The sequence below is a fragment of the Pseudomonas sp. GXZC genome (assembly GCF_026967615.1).
GTDB classification, from domain to species: domain Bacteria; phylum Pseudomonadota; class Gammaproteobacteria; order Pseudomonadales; family Pseudomonadaceae; genus Aquipseudomonas; species Aquipseudomonas azotoformans_A.
Genome location: NZ_CP114115.1, coordinates 5274451 through 5289875, shown reverse-complemented (window position 1 = coordinate 5289875; position 15425 = coordinate 5274451). Strand labels below are relative to the sequence as shown.

General features: G+C 61.6%; 17 protein-coding genes. 1 reads left to right on the top strand and 16 read right to left on the bottom strand.

Annotation, left to right across the window (positions count from 1 at the left end; all coding sequences use genetic code 11):
* From hemN to ccoN (OZ428_RS24780), 16 genes are all read right to left on the bottom strand, one after another.
* The gene (hemN, locus tag OZ428_RS24855) at positions 1-1383 is read right to left on the bottom strand and encodes an oxygen-independent coproporphyrinogen III oxidase (protein WP_269131634.1); all 1383 of its coding nucleotides are present in this window, start codon (positions 1381-1383) and stop codon (positions 1-3) included.
* Between the two features lie 103 nt (positions 1384-1486).
* Positions 1487-2170 (bottom strand): sulfite exporter TauE/SafE family protein, encoded by a 684-nt coding sequence (locus OZ428_RS24850; RefSeq protein WP_033900566.1) that lies wholly within the window; start codon positions 2168-2170, stop codon positions 1487-1489.
* Positions 2163-2375 carry a cbb3-type cytochrome oxidase assembly protein CcoS gene (gene ccoS / locus OZ428_RS24845; RefSeq protein ID WP_269131633.1) on the bottom strand — a complete coding sequence of 71 codons (213 nt, stop codon included), beginning with the start codon at positions 2373-2375 and terminating at the stop codon, positions 2163-2165. Before ccoS ends, OZ428_RS24850 begins: the two co-directional genes overlap by 8 nt.
* A 22-nt stretch (positions 2376-2397) precedes the next feature.
* On the bottom strand, positions 2398-4848 hold the full coding sequence (locus tag OZ428_RS24840) for a heavy metal translocating P-type ATPase (protein WP_269131632.1): 2451 nt from the start codon (positions 4846-4848) through the stop codon (positions 2398-2400).
* A 7-nt stretch (positions 4849-4855) separates the two neighbouring features.
* Positions 4856-5395 (bottom strand): FixH family protein, encoded by a 540-nt coding sequence (locus tag OZ428_RS24835; RefSeq protein WP_015885303.1) that lies wholly within the window; start codon positions 5393-5395, stop codon positions 4856-4858.
* A 14-nt stretch (positions 5396-5409) separates the two neighbouring features.
* Positions 5410-6813 (bottom strand): cytochrome c oxidase accessory protein CcoG, encoded by a 1404-nt coding sequence (ccoG, locus tag OZ428_RS24830; protein ID WP_269131631.1) that lies wholly within the window; start codon positions 6811-6813, stop codon positions 5410-5412.
* 207 nt (positions 6814-7020) lie between these two features.
* A complete protein-coding gene (locus tag OZ428_RS24825; protein WP_269131630.1) occupies positions 7021-7431 on the bottom strand; it encodes a type II toxin-antitoxin system VapC family toxin in 411 nt (136 codons plus the stop codon).
* Positions 7431-7685 carry a type II toxin-antitoxin system Phd/YefM family antitoxin gene (locus tag OZ428_RS24820; RefSeq protein WP_038847979.1) on the bottom strand — a complete coding sequence of 85 codons (255 nt, stop codon included), beginning with the start codon at positions 7683-7685 and terminating at the stop codon, positions 7431-7433. The genes OZ428_RS24825 and OZ428_RS24820 overlap by 1 nt, the downstream gene beginning before the upstream one ends.
* A 171-nt stretch (positions 7686-7856) precedes the next feature.
* Positions 7857-8834 (bottom strand): cytochrome-c oxidase, cbb3-type subunit III, encoded by a 978-nt coding sequence (gene ccoP / locus OZ428_RS24815; protein ID WP_269131629.1) that lies wholly within the window; start codon positions 8832-8834, stop codon positions 7857-7859.
* Positions 8831-9016, bottom strand: a complete 186-nt coding sequence (locus OZ428_RS24810; protein ID WP_269131628.1) for a cbb3-type cytochrome oxidase subunit 3 — start codon at positions 9014-9016, stop codon at positions 8831-8833. Before OZ428_RS24810 ends, ccoP (OZ428_RS24815) begins: the two co-directional genes overlap by 4 nt.
* Positions 9017-9022: 6 nt before the next feature.
* Positions 9023-9631, bottom strand: a complete 609-nt coding sequence (gene ccoO / locus OZ428_RS24805; protein ID WP_003193167.1) for a cytochrome-c oxidase, cbb3-type subunit II — start codon at positions 9629-9631, stop codon at positions 9023-9025.
* Positions 9631-11073 (bottom strand): cytochrome-c oxidase, cbb3-type subunit I, encoded by a 1443-nt coding sequence (ccoN, locus tag OZ428_RS24800; RefSeq protein WP_233891890.1) that lies wholly within the window; start codon positions 11071-11073, stop codon positions 9631-9633. The genes ccoO (OZ428_RS24805) and ccoN (OZ428_RS24800) overlap by 1 nt, the downstream gene beginning before the upstream one ends.
* 349 nt (positions 11074-11422) lie before the next feature.
* Positions 11423-12370, bottom strand: coding sequence for a cytochrome-c oxidase, cbb3-type subunit III (gene ccoP / locus OZ428_RS24795; protein WP_269131626.1), 948 nt, complete (start codon positions 12368-12370; stop codon positions 11423-11425).
* On the bottom strand, positions 12367-12567 hold the full coding sequence (locus tag OZ428_RS24790) for a cbb3-type cytochrome oxidase subunit 3 (protein WP_269131625.1): 201 nt from the start codon (positions 12565-12567) through the stop codon (positions 12367-12369). Before OZ428_RS24790 ends, ccoP (OZ428_RS24795) begins: the two co-directional genes overlap by 4 nt.
* Before the next feature lie 3 nt (positions 12568-12570).
* On the bottom strand, positions 12571-13179 hold the full coding sequence (gene ccoO / locus OZ428_RS24785; protein WP_017735321.1) for a cytochrome-c oxidase, cbb3-type subunit II: 609 nt from the start codon (positions 13177-13179) through the stop codon (positions 12571-12573).
* Positions 13180-13189: 10 nt separating this feature from the next.
* Positions 13190-14614: a cytochrome-c oxidase, cbb3-type subunit I gene (gene ccoN, locus OZ428_RS24780; protein WP_016979314.1), complete on the bottom strand. Its 1425-nt coding sequence runs from the start codon at positions 14612-14614 to the stop codon at positions 13190-13192.
* A 79-nt stretch (positions 14615-14693) separates the two neighbouring features.
* On the opposite strand from ccoN (OZ428_RS24780), the gene OZ428_RS24775 reads away from it, so the two are divergent.
* On the top strand, positions 14694-15386 hold the full coding sequence (locus OZ428_RS24775) for an alpha/beta family hydrolase (RefSeq protein WP_269131624.1): 693 nt from the start codon (positions 14694-14696) through the stop codon (positions 15384-15386).
* Positions 15387-15425: the final 39 nt, after the last annotated feature.

Sequence of the window (15425 nt, the reverse complement as noted above, 5' to 3'; positions counted from 1 at the left end):
TCAGATCACCCGTGAAAATCGTTGCCTGTTCTGGTGCTCCAGGTAGGCATCGAACACCATGCACACCGAACGCACCAGCAATCGCCCGGCCGGCAATACACGAATGCCCTGGGCGTCGAGTTCGATCAGGCCATCCTCGGCCATCGCCGTCAGTTGCGGCCAGATGTCGTCGAAATACCCGCGAAAATCCATGTTGAAGGCCTGCTCGATCGTCTCGAATGCCAGGCTGAAATTGCAGATCAACTGCTGAATCACTTCCCGCCGCAGCCGATCGTCCGTGGTGCAAACCAGGCCGCGACTGGTGGCCAGTTGCGCGCCGGCCAGGGTGTTCTGGTAGCCGTTGAGGTCGCTGCTGTTCTGGCAGTACAGGTCACCGATCTGGCTGATCGCCGACACGCCTAGCCCGATCAAGTCGCAATGGCCGTGGGTGGTGTAGCCCTGGAAGTTGCGTTGCAGGGTGCCTTCTTCCTGGGCGATGGCCAACTCGTCGTCGGGCAGGGCGAAGTGGTCCATGCCGATGTAGCGGTAACCGGCCTGGGTCAGTTGCTCGATGGTGGTTTGCAGCATCAAGAGTTTTGACGCGGGGGAGGGGAGTTCATCCGTGTTGATGCGCCGCTGGGGCATGAAACGCTCCGGCAGATGCGCGTAATTGAACACCGATAGGCGGTCCGGTTGCAGCCTGATCACCTCTTCTACGGTGCGTGCGAAGTTGATCGGCGTTTGCTTGGGCAGGCCGTAGATCAGGTCGATATTGATCGAGCGAAATTGCAGGGTGCGCGCTGCATCGATCACTGCGCAGGTTTCCTCCAGGCTCTGCAGGCGATTCACCGCCCGTTGCACCTCGGGGTCGAGGTCTTGCAGGCCGATGCTCACGCGGTTGAAGCCGAGCTCACGCAGCAGGCCCATGGTGGCCCAGTCCGCTTCGCGGGGGTCGATCTCGATGCCGTAGTCGCCGGAGTCGTCATCCAGCAGATTGAAGTGCTGGCGCAGGCAGCCCATGACCTGGCGCAGTTCATCGTGGCTGAGAAAGGTCGGGGTGCCGCCGCCAAAATGCAGTTGCTCAACCCGCTGTTTCGGGTCGAGATGGCAGGCCACCAGTTGGATCTCTTGCTCCAGGCGTTGCAGGTAGGCCTGGGCGCGGCCACGGTCCTTGGTAATGACCTTGTTGCAGGCGCAGTAGTAGCAGATGTTCGCGCAGAACGGCACATGCAGGTACAGCGACAACGGTCGCACGGCTTTGCGGCTGTCGCGCAGGGCGTGGAGCAGGTCGAAGGTGCCGACCTGGCTGTCGAATTGTACGGCGGTGGGGTAGGACGTGTAGCGCGGTCCCGCCAGGTCGTAGCGGTGAATCAGATCGGTGTCCCAACGAATGGCGTCGAGCATGCGGGCGTTCCCCCGGATAGGCTAGTGGGCCGAGTCTAGGGGCGTGGCGCAGGTGCCATCTTGATTTGCATCAACGGGGAGCGGCGCTATGCCACATGGCGCTTTAATGGCCCATTAGCCAGTGCTGGTGCGGACCGGGCAACGTCCAGATACCGAACAGAATCACCAGCAAACCTCCGGCCATCCGAATACTGCGTTTACGTAAAAGCGCCGTGACTCGTTCAGCGGCCAACCCCGTCGCCAGCAACACCGGCCAGGTCCCCAGCCCGAACGCCAGCATCAGCAACCCGCTGTCCAGCGCATTGCCCTGGCTCGCCGCCCATAGCAGGGTGCTGTAGACCAATCCGCACGGCAACCAGCCCCACAGCGCGCCCAGCAGCAAGGCGCGCGGCACGCTGGACACCGGCAGCAAACGGTTGGCGACTGGCTGTATATAGCGCCACAGGCCGCGCCCGAGGCTTTCGATACGGGTCAGGCCGCTCCACCAGCCAGCCAGGTACAGGCCCATGCTGATCAACAGCAACCCGGCCAGTACGCGCATGAACATCGCCGCCGGGCTGTTGGCCACTGCCCAACCGGCCAGGCCGATCAACACGCCCGCAGCGGCATAGCTGAAGATGCGCCCCAGGTTGTACGCCAGCAGCAGTTGAAACCGGCGGCCGCGCTGTTCCTTGGGGATCGCCAGGGTCAGCGCGCCCATCAGCCCGCCGCACATGCCCAGGCAATGGCCACCGCCAAGCAGGCCGAGGATCAGCGCGGAGACCAGCAGTGGCGCCAGTTCAAGCATGGGGCGGGTCTTTCGGCGGTTGTTCGGCGTTGTTGGCCTCTTCGACGCCGGCCAGGTGGTTGGGGTCCTGGTCGTCGAACAGCACGCTATGGGCCGGGCCGTCGAGGTCGTCGTACTGGCCGCTGTCCACCGCCCAGAAGAAGATGTAGATGGCCACGCCCACTAACAGCAGCGCCGCCGGAATCATCACGTATAAAGCTGGCATCTGCACTCCAGGGCTGTGCGGCTCACACCGGCAGCGGGCGGGTTACTGAGGGGGCTCGGGCTGCTGGCGCGCTCGGCAGGCGAGTCAGGCGCAGGGCATTGAGCACCACGGTCAACGAACTGAGGGACATGCCCACTGCGGCCCAGATCGGGGTGATCCAACCCAGGGCGGCAAACGGCAGCATAAGGCCATTGTACAGCCCGGCCCACAGCAGGTTTTCAATGATCACCCGACGGGTGCGCCGTGCCAGGGTAAAGGCTTGTACCAGGGCGTCCAGGCGGTTGGACAGCAGCACCGCGTCGGCGCTGGTCTTGGCCAGGTCGGTAGCGGTGCCCATGGCCACGCTGATATCGGCGGCGGCGAGGACCGGCACATCGTTGACCCCGTCGCCGAGCATCAGCACCTTGCGGCCTTCCTTGTGCAGTTGTTGCAGCACGTGCAGCTTGTCATCGGGGCGCAAGCCGCCATGGGCTTCGTCGATTCCCAGTTCGGCGGCGACGCTGGCGACCATCGGCGAACTGTCGCCGGACAGCAACAGCGTGCGCCAGCCACGCGCCTTGCACGCAGCTAGCAAGGCCGGCGCGTTGCTGCGCAGGCGGTCGTCGAGGACGAACCAGGCCAGCGCGCCTTCGCGGTCGCCCAGGAGCAGCCATTGGCCAGAAAGCTCAGGCGCAGCTGGGATTGGGCAACCACTGAGTTCACAGACGAAACCCGGTTGGCCAATGCGCAATACGCGCTCGCCGACACGCCCTTCAAGGCCCAGCCCTGGCGAGCTGATGACTTCGTCGGCGGCCAGTGGCGCGCGGCCAAAAGCGCGGGCAATCGGGTGTTCGGAGCGGTTTTCCAGGGCGGCGGCGAGGCTAAGGCACAGGTCGGTGCTCAATCTGCCCAGAGGGCGGATGGCCCGCAACGCCAGGCGCCCTTCGGTGAGGGTGCCGGTCTTGTCGAAAATCACCGTGTCGATCTGGTTCAAGCCTTCCAGCACATGGCCGCGCGTCAGCAACAGGCCGAGTTTGTGCAAGGTGCCGGTGGCGGCGGTGAGGGCGGTGGGGGTGGCGAGGGACAGCGCGCAGGGGCAGGTCGCCACCAGCATCGCCAGCACAATCCAGAACGCTCGCGAGGCATCCAGCTCCCACCACAGCAGGCCGATCAACGCGGCGGCGATCAGCGAGCACAACAGGAACCACTGCGCGGCACGGTCGGCGATCTGCGCCAGACGCGGTTTCTCGGCCTGGGCCCGTTCCAGCAGGCGCACGATGGCGGACAAGCGCGTGTCGTGGCCCAAGGCGCGCACTTCGACGGTCAGCGCGCCCTCGACGTTGAGGGTGCCTGCGGTGACCGCGTCGCCGGTCTGGCGCGGTTGCGGCAGGTATTCGCCAGTCAGCAGGGACTCATCGATGCTCGATTGCCCATCGAGGATCACGCCATCTGCTGGCAGCACGGCGCCAGGGTGGACCAATACGCGGTCGCCCAGTGCCAGTTCAGGGAGCAGGATGCGTTCACTTTGGCCATCGGCTTTCAGGCGCAGGCATGAGGCGGGCAGTAAATTGACCAACTGCGCAGTGGCGGCCGCCGTGCGTTCGCGGGCGCGGCGCTCCAGGTAGCGACCGGCCAGCAGGAACAGCGCAAACATGCCCACCGCGTCGAAGTACAACTCGCCCACGCCGGTGATCGCGGTCCAGATCCCCGCCAAGTAGGCACCGCCGATGGCCAATGACACCGAAACGTCCATGGTCAGGTGGCGCGTGCGCAGGTCGCGCATGGCGCCTTTGAAAAACGGTGCGCAGCTGTAGAACACGATCGGCGTTGTAAGAAACATCGCCACCCAGCGCAGGATCACGTGCAGCTCCGGGCTCAGGTCGATATTGAATTCCGGCCAGGTGGCCATGGTTGCCATCATCGCCTGAAACCACAGCAGCCCGGCCACGCCCAACTGGCGCAGGGCCAGGCGGTTTTCGCTGGCCAATTGCTCGGCGGCGCGGTCCGGCTGATAGGGGTGAGCGGCGTAACCGATATGACGCAATTCGCTGAGCAGTTGGCTCAGCGGCAGTTGTCCGTCGGCCCAACGCACTTGCAGGCGATGGTTGGACAGGTTCAGCCGCGCCTCGGCCACGGCGGGCAGGCTGCGCAGGTGTTTTTCGATCAACCAGCCGCAGGCGGCGCAGCTGATGCCTTCCATCAACAGGGTGGCTTCGGCCAGTTCGCCTTCGTGGCGCACAAAAGGTTTTTGCACGTCGGCGCGGTCATACAGCGCCAGCTCGTCCACCAGTTGCACCGGCAATGCCTCGGGATTGGCCGAGGCTTCGCTACGGTGCTGGTAATAGCTTTCCAGGCCGCCGGCCACAATGGCTTCGGCCACTGCTTGGCAGCCTGGGCAACAGAGCTCGCGGCGTTCGCCGAGGATCACTGCGGTGAAGCGGCTGCCCGGCGGAACGGGCAGGGCGCAGTGGTAGCAGGGGATTGGGCTGGTCATGGCGCTGCTATTTTTTCAGGTCTTCAGCACCCTGCAACGGTTCATCGCCCAGCAGCAAGTCCTTGTCGTGGCTGACCTGTTCTTCTTCGAACATGCGCCAGGTGCGGTCGCCTTCGACGCCCAGCAACTCGACGAAGCGACGGCCTTCGACTTTGTCGGTGACCTGGCCGATGTAGCGGCCGGGTTCGCTGTCGCTGCGGGCCAGGTTGATCTTGCGATCCTTCTCCGGCTGTGTCGGGGAAATCAGGTTCAATTCCAGGGTGGTCGGGTTGCTGTTGCCGGTGAGGTTCACTTCGACTTCACCGGTCAGCTCATCCAGGTGCACCTTGGCGCGCAGTTGCAGGGTCTGGGCCAGCAGTTCGCGGTCCAGGGAGCGGTTGATGCCTTTGCCGGCCTCGTAGTAGTTGTCGTTGACCAGGTTGTCCGGGTTGTTCACCGCGATGGTCACCATGGACAGGGTCAAGGTCACCGAACAGGCGAGGATCCCAATGATGATCCAAGGCCAGAGGTGCTTGTACCAGGGGCTTGCGGCAGTGGCTACGGACATGGTTCTGCTCTCTTCTAACGAACTTGTGGGCCGATGAATCGGCTCTTGGCTTCAATATGGACGCTGGCGTCATCGGCATCGGTGAGGATGAATTTCACCTCGTTGGTGCTCGACGGCAACTGTTCCGGCGCACTCGACAGCTCGACCGGCATGCTGACGATATCGCCGGCGGCCACCCTGATTTCGCGGCGGCCTTGCAGCTTGAGGTCGGGCAAGCCTGCGGCGTCGAGCACATAGGTGTGGTCGCGCTGGTCCTTGTTCATGATCTTCAAGCTGTAGACGTTTTCGATGCGGCCTTCGGCGTTTTCGCGGTACAGCACGCGGTCCTTGCTCACGTCGAAACCCACCAGCGAGCGCATGAAGAACGCGGCCACCAATAGGCTGATCATCGCCAGCAGCACCAATGCATAACCAATCAGGCGCGGGCGCAGCTTGTGGGTTTTCTGCCCCGACAGGTTGTGCTCGGTGGTGTAGCTGATCAGGCCGCGCGGGTACTCCATCTTGTCCATGATGTTGTCGCAGGCGTCGATGCATGCGGCGCAGCCGATGCACTCGATCTGCAGGCCGTCGCGGATGTCGATACCGGTCGGGCACACCTGCACGCACATCGTGCAGTCGATGCAATCGCCGAGGCCTTGGGCCTTGTAGTCGACGCCTTTTTTGCGCGGGCCACGCAGCTCGCCACGGCGCGGATCGTAGGAAACGATCAGGGTGTCCTTGTCGAACATCACGCTCTGGAAACGCGCGTACGGGCACATGTAGATGCACACCTGTTCGCGCAGCCAGCCGGCGTTGCCGTAGGTGGCGAGGGTGAAGAAACCCACCCAGAAATATGACCAGCCATCGGCCTGGCCGGTGAAGAAGTCGAACACCAGTTCGCGAATCGGCGAGAAATAGCCGACAAAGGTCATGCCGGTGACAAAACCGATCAGCAGCCACAGGCTGTGCTTGCTGAATTTGCGCAGGAATTTATTGGCGCCCATGGGGGCTTTGTCGAGCTTGATGCGCTGGTTGCGGTCGCCTTCGGTGACCTTTTCGCACCACATGAAGATCCACGTCCACACGCTTTGCGGGCAGGTATAACCGCACCACACACGACCGGCGTACACGGTGATAAAGAACAGGCCAAATGCGGCGACGATAAGAATGCCCGACAGCAGGATGAAATCCTGGGGCCAGAAAGTCGCGCCGAAAATAAAGAATTTACGCTCCGGCAGGTTCCACCACACGGCCTGGTGGCCACCCCAGTTCAGCCACACCGTGCCGAAGTAAAGCAGGAACAGACCGGCCCCGCCGAGCATGCGCAGATTGCGGAACAGGCCAGTGAAGGCACGGGTGTAGATCTTCTCTCGCGAGGCGTAGAGGTCGACAGTTTTGGCAGGCGGGGTAACGTCATGTACCGGTATTTGGTCGCTCATCATTGCATCCCACGGCGGTGGAGATTTGCCTCGGCCAGTACGTGCCAACCGGGGTCAAATTAGGGGTCTTGCAGTGGCCTAATGATACGCCCCCGATGCAGTGCAAAGGGTGCGACCTTTGGTCGCGTTGGGGGAAATCAATTGATGGTGTACGTGATCTGGATCAATTGACTTGGGAAGTATGGCCGGTTTTGGTGAGTAAGGAGGTCATTCGTCCCACGGATTGATCAGTGGGACGCCGCTGGATTTGAAATCGCTGGTGTTGCGCGTCACGACGGTCAGCCCGTGAACCAGAGCGGTAGCGGCGATCAGTGCATCACTTTCATTGGTCCGGTCAGGCACATGCAGATGTGCACAACGCAGGGCGACTGCGGTATCCACCGGCAGAATCCTGGAATCAAAAGCGGGCATTACATGGCGCTTGAGCCAAGTTCTTAGCACCTTGCCTTGTGCCGGGTCTCGGCGCTCGATACGCAAGACCCCGGTCTCCAATTCTTTAAGCGTTATCGCAGAGATAAACATACGTGGAGCGATGACACTTTTTGCCCATGCGACCACCTTTGCGTCGGCATGGGGTTTGCGAAGTTCAGAAATAACGTTGGTGTCGAGTAGGTACATCAAGAGAGGTCCACAGGTCGATGAGTGATCACGCCGCGTTCGGTTTCGAAGTCGATATCGGCCGCTTCTGGCATCACTAGCAGATCAACGATGTCGGCATTGAGCCCTGTCAGTTTCTGGTAGTCCTCAATGCTTAGCAGTACATGGGCCGGCTTGCCGCGATCAGTGATAAAAACCGGCCCTTGGCGGGCTGCTTTTTTGGCACCACTTGTGTCTTGGTTGAATTCGCGGCTGGAAATGGTGGTGATGGTCATGGGGTGCTCCCCCTTCGTTAGACTGGATGTAGTTACGTTACTACTTGGCTGTCACAAACCGCAAGTGTGAGGCTACAAGTGGTAGTGGGTTCCTGCTGACATAACCCCGAGAGCCAGAATGAACAAAGCCCCGCCAGCTTTCGCTGAGCGGGGCTTTGATGTTTCGAGGGCTTACTGCTCTTCAGCCTTCTTATCCCCATGGGACAAGCTGTACACATACGCCGCCAGCAAGTGCACCTTGTCATTGCCTTGCAGTTGTTCCTGCGCCGGCATCTGGCCCTGGCGACCCCAGCGGATGGTCTGTTGCAGTTGGGCGAAGCTCGAACCGTAGATGAACGCACCGGGGTGGGTCAGGTCAGGCGCACCCATGGCTGGGGTGCCTTTACCGGCCGGGCCGTGGCAGGCCACGCAGTTGGCAGCAAAGAGTTTTTCACCGTTGGCCACATCGGCTTTCACGCCTTCGGGCAGCTTGCGGCCGTCGAGGTTGGTGACCACGAACGCGGCGACGTCGCTGACGCCTTGTTCCTTGAGGATATCCAGCCAGGCCGGCATCACCGCATGGCGGCCCTTCATGATGGTTTCCTTGATGATGGCCGGCTCGCCACCCCAACGCCAGTCGGCGTCGGTCAAGTTAGGGAAGCCATACGCGCCTTTGGCGTCGGAACCGTGGCACACCGAGCAGTTGGAGGCGAACAGGCGGCCGCCCATTTTCAAGGCTTGCGGGTCCTTGGCCACTTCTTCAATCGGCATCGACGCGAATTTGGCGAAGATCGGACCGAACTTGGCGTCCGACTTGGCCATTTCCTTTTCCCATTCGTGTACGCCGGTCCAGCCGGTCTGGCCGTTGGCGAAGGGGGTTTGCTTTTCGGTGTCGAGGTAGTTGTAGCCCGGCAGCAGGCCTTTCCAGTTGCCCAGGCCGGGGTACAGCGCCAGGTAGCCGAGGGCGAAGATGATGGTGCCGACGAACAGCATGAACCACCATTTCGGCAGCGGGTTGTCGTACTCCTCGATGCCGTCGAACGAGTGGCCGACGGTCTCGTCGGTTTGCTCGGCGCGCTGGCCCTTGCGGGTCGACAGCAGTAGCCAGGTCAGGGCGAAGATGGTACCCAGACTGAGGACTGTGACGTACAGACTCCAGAACGTAGTCATTCTTTGTTACTCCTAGAAGCTTGCTCGACGTGCTTGATGGCTTCGGGATCATCCGCAAAGGGCAGCAAGGTCGCGTCTTCAAACTCCGCCTTGCGCTTGGGGCTGAACACCCACAACGCCAGGCCGATAAAGGCCACCATCACCACAACGGTGCCCAGGCCACGAATCATCCCGATATCCATGAAGAATCACCGTTTGCTTTTGATGATGGTGCCCAGGCCTTGCAGGTAGGCCACCAATGCGTCCATTTCGGTCTTGCCCTTCACGGCTGCGGCTGCACCGGCGATGTCTTCGTCGGTGTAGGGCACGCCCAGGGTGCGCAGGACTTCCATCTTCTTCGCGGTGTCCTTGCCGTCGAGCTTGTTTTCCACGAGGAACGGGTACGCCGGCATTTTCGACTCAGGCACCACGTTGCGCGGGTTGTACAAGTGCGCACGTTGCCAGTCATCGGAGTAACGACCGCCGACACGGGCCAGGTCCGGGCCGGTGCGCTTGGAACCCCACAGGAACGGGTGGTCCCACACGCTTTCGCCAGCGACCGAGTAGTGGCCGTAGCGTTCGGTTTCGGCGCGGAACGGGCGGATCATCTGCGAGTGGCAGCCGACACAGCCGTTGGCGATGTAGACGTCGCGGCCTTCCAGTTCAAGAGCGGTGCGCGGCTTCATGCCTTCGACCGGCTTGTTGGTCACGTCCTGGAAAAACAGCGGAACGATCTGGGTCAGGCCGCCGATACTCACGGCGATGACCATGAAGAAGGCCAGCAGGCCGATATTCTTCTCGACTACTTCATGCTTCATCAGTGGGCTCCCACAACGGCGATCTTGGCGGCGGCTTCGGCTTCTGCAGGGTCGGAGGCACGCACGGTGCGCCAGACGTTGTAGGCCATGAAGAGCATACCGGCGGCAAAGAACGCACCGCCCAGGGCGCGGACGATGTAGCCCGGGTGGCTGGCTTGCAGCGCTTCGACGAAGGAGTAGGTGAGGGTGCCGTCATCGTTGATCGCACGCCACATCAGACCCTGGGTGATGCCGTTGACCCACATCGAGGCGATGTAGAGCACGGTGCCGATGGTGGCCAGCCAGAAGTGCGTGTTGATCAGCGCGACGCTGTGCATCTGCACGCGGCCGAACAGTCGGGGGATCATGTGGTAGATCGCGCCGATCGAGATCATCGCTACCCAGCCGAGAGCGCCGGCGTGTACGTGGCCGATGGTCCAGTCGGTGTAGTGGGACAGCGAGTTGACGGTCTTGATCGCCATCATCGGGCCTTCAAAGGTCGACATGCCGTAGAACGCCAGCGACACCACCAGAAAGCGCAGGATCGGGTCAGTGCGCAATTTATGCCACGCGCCCGACAGGGTCATCATGCCGTTGATCATGCCGCCCCAGCTCGGGGCCAGCAGAATGATCGACATCGCCATGCCCAGCGACTGCGCCCAATCCGGCAGCGCGGTGTAGTGCAAGTGGTGCGGACCTGCCCAGATGTACAGGGTGATCAGCGCCCAGAAGTGCACGATGGACAAACGATACGAGTAAATAGGACGTTCGGCCTGTTTGGGCACGAAGTAGTACATCATCCCCAGGAAACCGGTGGTCAGGAAGAAACCCACGGCGTTGTGGCCGTACCACCACTGGATCATCGCATCCGTGGCCCCGGCGTAGGCCGAGTAGGACTTGAACAGGCTCACCGGCAACGACGCGTGGTTGACGATGTGCAGCATCGCCGTCACCAGGATGAAGGCGCCGTAGAACCAGTTGCCCACGTAGATGTGCTTGGTCTTGCGCTTGACGATGGTGCCGAAGAACACCACGGCGTAGGTCACCCACACGATGGCGAGCAAAATGGCGATCGGCCATTCCAGCTCGGCGTATTCCTTGGTGGTGGTGTAGCCCAGGGGCAGGGTGACGATCGCGCTCACGATGACCGCTTGCCAACCCCAGAAGGTGAAGGCCGCGAGGCTGTCGGAGATCAGTCGCGTCTGGCAGGTTCGCTGCACGACATAGTAGGAGGTGGCAAACAATGCACAGCCACCGAAGGCGAAGATCACCAGGTTGGTGTGCAGCGGGCGCAGGCGGCCAAAGGTCGTCCATGGCAAACCGAAATTCAATTCCGGCCAAACCAGTTGCGAGGCGATGAACACCCCGAGCCCCATGCCAAGGATCCCCCAGACCACCGTCATGATGGCGAACTGGCGGACTACCTTATAGTTATAAGCAGTCGGACTGATTGCTGTGCTCATTCTAAGGTTCCACGGTTTAGGTTTTTTTATAGGTAAAATCGGCCGCAAGTATGTAGAAAGCGAGGGGCCATTGCAACGCAATGGCTGACCTGTATCAATGCGTTCCACGCCAGATTCTGCGCCCTTTCCATGTTTGGCGTAAGGACAAAATCCGAAATCGAAAGCTGATCGAGTGGACAGGAAAATTTTGGGGTCGCAACGAATGCCGTCGCGTACGCCAGGATTGGTCCGCTGTGGGAACAAGCGTAGACCCGAAAGTGAGGAGGGGAAAGTTGTGCTTTGGAAGGGTGCGACACTTGGTCGCTAGCCAGGTAGAGCGGCTGCCCCAGATTGGGGCAGCGCTCAGCGGTTACTCAGGCTGGCTTTCTGGCGTTGCGCCATCAGCGTTGTGGGACAGGCTGTAAACATAGGCGGCCAACAGGTGCACCTTGTCATTGCCTTGCAACACTTCCTGCGCCGGCATCTGGCCTTGGCGGCCGTGGCGGATGGTCTGCTGCAACTGCGCGAGGCTGGTGCCGTAGATGTAGCCGGCCGGTTTGGTCAGGTCTGGCGCGCCCATGGCTTCCATGCCGTGGCCTTCCGGACCGTGGCAGGCAACACAGGTGCTGTTGAACGCCGCTTTGCCGGCGGCCAGGTCGGCGCTGTTGTCGGCCGGTAGAGGCAGCTTGGCCACGTCGTGACGAACATAGGCCGCGACGTTTTTCACCCCTTCATCACCAAGCATGTCACCCCAGGCCGGCATCGCCGCATGGCGGCCATTCAGGATGGTGGTCTTGATCGCTTCGGCCGAACCGCCCCAACGCCAGATATTGTCCGCCAGGTTCGGGAAACCAAACGCGCCCTTGGCATCCGAGCCGTGGCACACCGCGCAGTTGGAGGCGAACAGGCGGCCGCCCATTTTCAGCGCTTGCGGGTCCTTGGCCACTTCTTCCACGGGCATGGCCGAGAATTTGGCGAAGATCGGCCCGAACTTGGCGTCGGCCTTGGCCATTTCCTTGTCCCATTCCTTGGTCTGGGTCCAGCCGTCTTCATAACCCGGCAACACGCCTTTCCAGTTGCCCAGGCCCGGATAGAGGATCAAGTAGCCGACCGCAAACACCAGGGTGCCGGCGAACAGCATGAACCACCACTGGGGCAGGGGGTTGTCGTACTCCTCGATCCCGTCGAAGGCGTGGCCCATGGTCTGGTCCACACTGCCCTTGGTCTCGCCCTTGCGGGTGCCGATCAACAGCCAGGTCAGGCCGATCAGGCTGCCGAGGGTCAGTACGCAGATCCATGTACTCCAGAATAGGGTCATGGCCGAGTGCTCCTTATTGCAAGCTCTTCTTGAGCGTCGGATGGAGAAGGTTCATCGGCGAACGGCAGCAGGCGTGCCTGCTCGAATTCCGCATTGCGCCGGTTGTTGAACACCCACAGCGACAGGCCGATAAAGGCGATGGCGACCACCAGCGTGCCGAGGCCGCGGATGGTGCCCGCGTCGAATTCAAATCCCATGGCTCACCTCTTGCTCTTGATGGCAGTGCCGAGCACTTGCAGGTACGACACCAGGGCGTCCATCTCGGTCTTGCCCTTGAGGCTGGCGACGGCGCCACTGATGTCGTCGTCGGTGTAAGGCACGCCGAGGGTGCGCATCACTTTCAACTTGGTCTCGGTGTGGCTGCTGTCGACGGCGGCGGTGACCAGCCAGGGGTAGGCCGGCATTTTCGACTCGGGCACCACGTTGCGCGGGTTGTACAAGTGCGCGCGGTGCCAGTCATCCGAGTAGCGCGCGCCGACGCGGGCCAGGTCCGGCCCGGTGCGCTTGGAGCCCCACAGGAACGGGTGGTCCCACACACTTTCACCGGCGACCGAGTAGTGGCCGTAGCGTTCGGTCTCGGCGCGGAAAGGGCGGATCATCTGCGAGTGGCACTGCACACAGCCTTCGCGGATGTAGATGTCACGGCCTTCCAGTTGCAGCGCGGTGTAGGGCTTCATGCCCTCCACCGGCTTGTTGGTGACGTCCTGGAAGAACAGCGGGACGATCTGGGTCAGGCCGCCGATGCTCACGGCCAGTACCATGAGCAGCATCAGCAGGCCGACGTTCTTTTCAATCGTTTCGTGTTTCATCACAGACTCCTCAGGCCAGCTGCGCAGTGGTAGTGGCTTCGACGGGCTGCGCCGAACGCACGGTGCGCCAGGTGTTGTAAGCCATCAGGAACATGCCGCAGAGGAACACCGCACCGCCCACCAGCCGCACGATGAAGCCAGGGTGGCTGGCCACCAGGGTTTCGACGAAGGAGTAGGTCAAGGTGCCGTCTTCGTTGACCGCACGCCACATCAGGCCCTGGGCGATGCCGTTGACCCACATCGAGGCGATGTAGAGCACGGTGCCGATGGTGGCCAGCCAGAAATGCGCGTTGATCAGGCCGAGGCTGTACATCTGCTCGCGGCCGAAGACTTTCGGGATCATGTGGTACAGCGCGCCGATGGAGATCATCGCCACCCAACCGAGCGCTCCGGCGTGTACGTGGCCGATGGTCCAGTCGGTGTAGTGGGAGAGGGCGTTGACGGTCTTGATCGCCATCATCGGGCCTTCGAACGTCGACATGCCGTAGAAGGCCAGAGAGACGACCAGGAAGCGCAGGATCGGGTCGCTGCGCAACTTATGCCAGGCGCCCGACAAGGTCATCATGCCGTTGATCATGCCGCCCCAGCTCGGCGCCAGCAGCACCAGCGACATCACCATACCCAGGGACTGTGCCCAGTCCGGCAGCGCGGTGTAGTGCAAGTGGTGGGGACCTGCCCAGATGTACAGGGTGATCAGCGCCCAGAAGTGCACGATGGACAAGCGATAGGAATACACCGGACGCTCGGCTTGCTTGGGCACGAAGTAGTACATCATCCCCAGGAAGCCGGCGGTGAGGAAAAAGCCTACCGCGTTATGCCCGTACCACCACTGCACCATGGCATCCGTCGCACCGCCGTAGAGGGAGTAGGACTTGGTCAGGCTGACCGGGATTTCCAGGTTGTTGACGATATGCAGGATGGCCACGGTGATGATGAACGCACCGAAGAACCAGTTACCGACGTAGATGTGCTTGGTGTTGCGCTTCATCACCGTGCCGAAGAACACGATGGCGTAGGCCACCCAGACGATGGTGATGAGGATGTCGATCGGCCATTCCAGCTCGGCGTATTCCTTGGAGCTGGTGTAGCCCAGCGGCAAGGAGATGGCAGCCAACAGGATGACCAGCTGCCAGCCCCAGAAGCAGAACGCGGCGATCTTCGGCGCGAACAGCTGGGTCTGGCAGGTGCGTTGCACCGAATAGAAGGAGCTGGCGAACAGCGCGCAGCCGCCAAAGGCGAAGATTACCGCGTTGGTGTGCAACGGGCGCAGGCGACCGAAGCTGGTCCACGGCAAGTCGAAGTTGAGAGCAGGCCAGACCAATTGGGCGGCGAGAAAAACCCCGAGCCCCATGCCGACGATGCCCCACACCACCGTCATAATGGCGAATTGGCGGACCACCTTGTAATTATAGGCGGTACTTAATGTAGTGTTCATGGTTCCCCATCCACGGTTCAACCCAAGCCAATGCGGCACTTGGGCTGGAGTTATAGGCAGACTAAAAAGCGAGGCAAGCATGGGCAAAGAGCACAAGGCCAGTATTGACGGGGATCAATGGGCGCAGTGTGTGCGGGAACGCGGCTGGTTGTGGGATATCGCGGCGGACGTTGCAGGAGGTACACCTGTGACGCTGATCCTGGCCCACGGCGCCGGTGCACCGATGGACTCATCCTTCATGAACGACATGGCTGCACGCCTTGCCGGGCATGGCGTCAACGTGTTGCGCTTCGAATTTTCCTACATGGCCCAGCGCCGTGTCGACGGCGGCAAACGCCCACCCAACCCGGCACCGAAACTGCTGGAAACCTGGCGCGAGGTGGTGGCCGAGGTGCGACGTCATGTCGCTGGGAAGCTGGCGATTGGCGGCAAATCCATGGGCGGGCGCATGGCCAGTTTGTTGGCGGATGAACTGGTCGCGGACGGGTTGGTGTGCCTGGGGTATCCGTTTTATGCGGTGGGTAAACCGGAGAAACCGAGGACTGAGCATCTGGCTGGGTTGAAGACGCCGACTCTGATTGTGCAAGGCGAGCGGGATGCGTTGGGCAATCGGGTTGCGGTTGAGGGGTATGCGTTGTCGCCGAGCATCGAGGTGATGTGGCTGGTGGCGGGGGATCATGACTTGAAGCCGTTGAAGGCGTCGGGGTTCAGTCATGCGCAGCATTTGGAGGCTTCGGCGGTGAGAGTGGCTGAATTTCTCGGCGGCTGTTAGGGCCTCTTCGCAGGCAAGCCAGCTCCCACATTTGAATGC

Coding starts and splice junctions, on each gene's coding strand:
- hemN (WP_269131634.1), bottom strand. CDS start 1,383: ATGCTCGACGCCATTCGTTGGGACACCGATCTGATTCACCGCTACGAC.
- OZ428_RS24850 (WP_033900566.1), bottom strand. CDS start 2,170: ATGCTTGAACTGGCGCCACTGCTGGTCTCCGCGCTGATCCTCGGCCTG.
- ccoS (WP_269131633.1), bottom strand. CDS start 2,375: ATGCCAGCTTTATACGTGATGATTCCGGCGGCGCTGCTGTTAGTGGGC.
- OZ428_RS24840 (WP_269131632.1), bottom strand. CDS start 4,848: ATGACCAGCCCAATCCCCTGCTACCACTGCGCCCTGCCCGTTCCGCCG.
- OZ428_RS24835 (WP_015885303.1), bottom strand. CDS start 5,395: ATGTCCGTAGCCACTGCCGCAAGCCCCTGGTACAAGCACCTCTGGCCT.
- ccoG (WP_269131631.1), bottom strand. CDS start 6,813: ATGAGCGACCAAATACCGGTACATGACGTTACCCCGCCTGCCAAAACT.
- OZ428_RS24825 (WP_269131630.1), bottom strand. CDS start 7,431: ATGTACCTACTCGACACCAACGTTATTTCTGAACTTCGCAAACCCCAT.
- OZ428_RS24820 (WP_038847979.1), bottom strand. CDS start 7,685: ATGACCATCACCACCATTTCCAGCCGCGAATTCAACCAAGACACAAGT.
- ccoP (WP_269131629.1), bottom strand. CDS start 8,834: ATGACTACGTTCTGGAGTCTGTACGTCACAGTCCTCAGTCTGGGTACC.
- OZ428_RS24810 (WP_269131628.1), bottom strand. CDS start 9,016: ATGGATATCGGGATGATTCGTGGCCTGGGCACCGTTGTGGTGATGGTG.
- ccoO (WP_003193167.1), bottom strand. CDS start 9,631: ATGAAGCATGAAGTAGTCGAGAAGAATATCGGCCTGCTGGCCTTCTTC.
- ccoN (WP_233891890.1), bottom strand. CDS start 11,073: ATGAGCACAGCAATCAGTCCGACTGCTTATAACTATAAGGTAGTCCGC.
- ccoP (WP_269131626.1), bottom strand. CDS start 12,370: ATGACCCTATTCTGGAGTACATGGATCTGCGTACTGACCCTCGGCAGC.
- OZ428_RS24790 (WP_269131625.1), bottom strand. CDS start 12,567: ATGGGATTTGAATTCGACGCGGGCACCATCCGCGGCCTCGGCACGCTG.
- ccoO (WP_017735321.1), bottom strand. CDS start 13,179: ATGAAACACGAAACGATTGAAAAGAACGTCGGCCTGCTGATGCTGCTC.
- ccoN (WP_016979314.1), bottom strand. CDS start 14,614: ATGAACACTACATTAAGTACCGCCTATAATTACAAGGTGGTCCGCCAA.
- OZ428_RS24775 (WP_269131624.1), top strand. CDS start 14,694: ATGGGCAAAGAGCACAAGGCCAGTATTGACGGGGATCAATGGGCGCAG.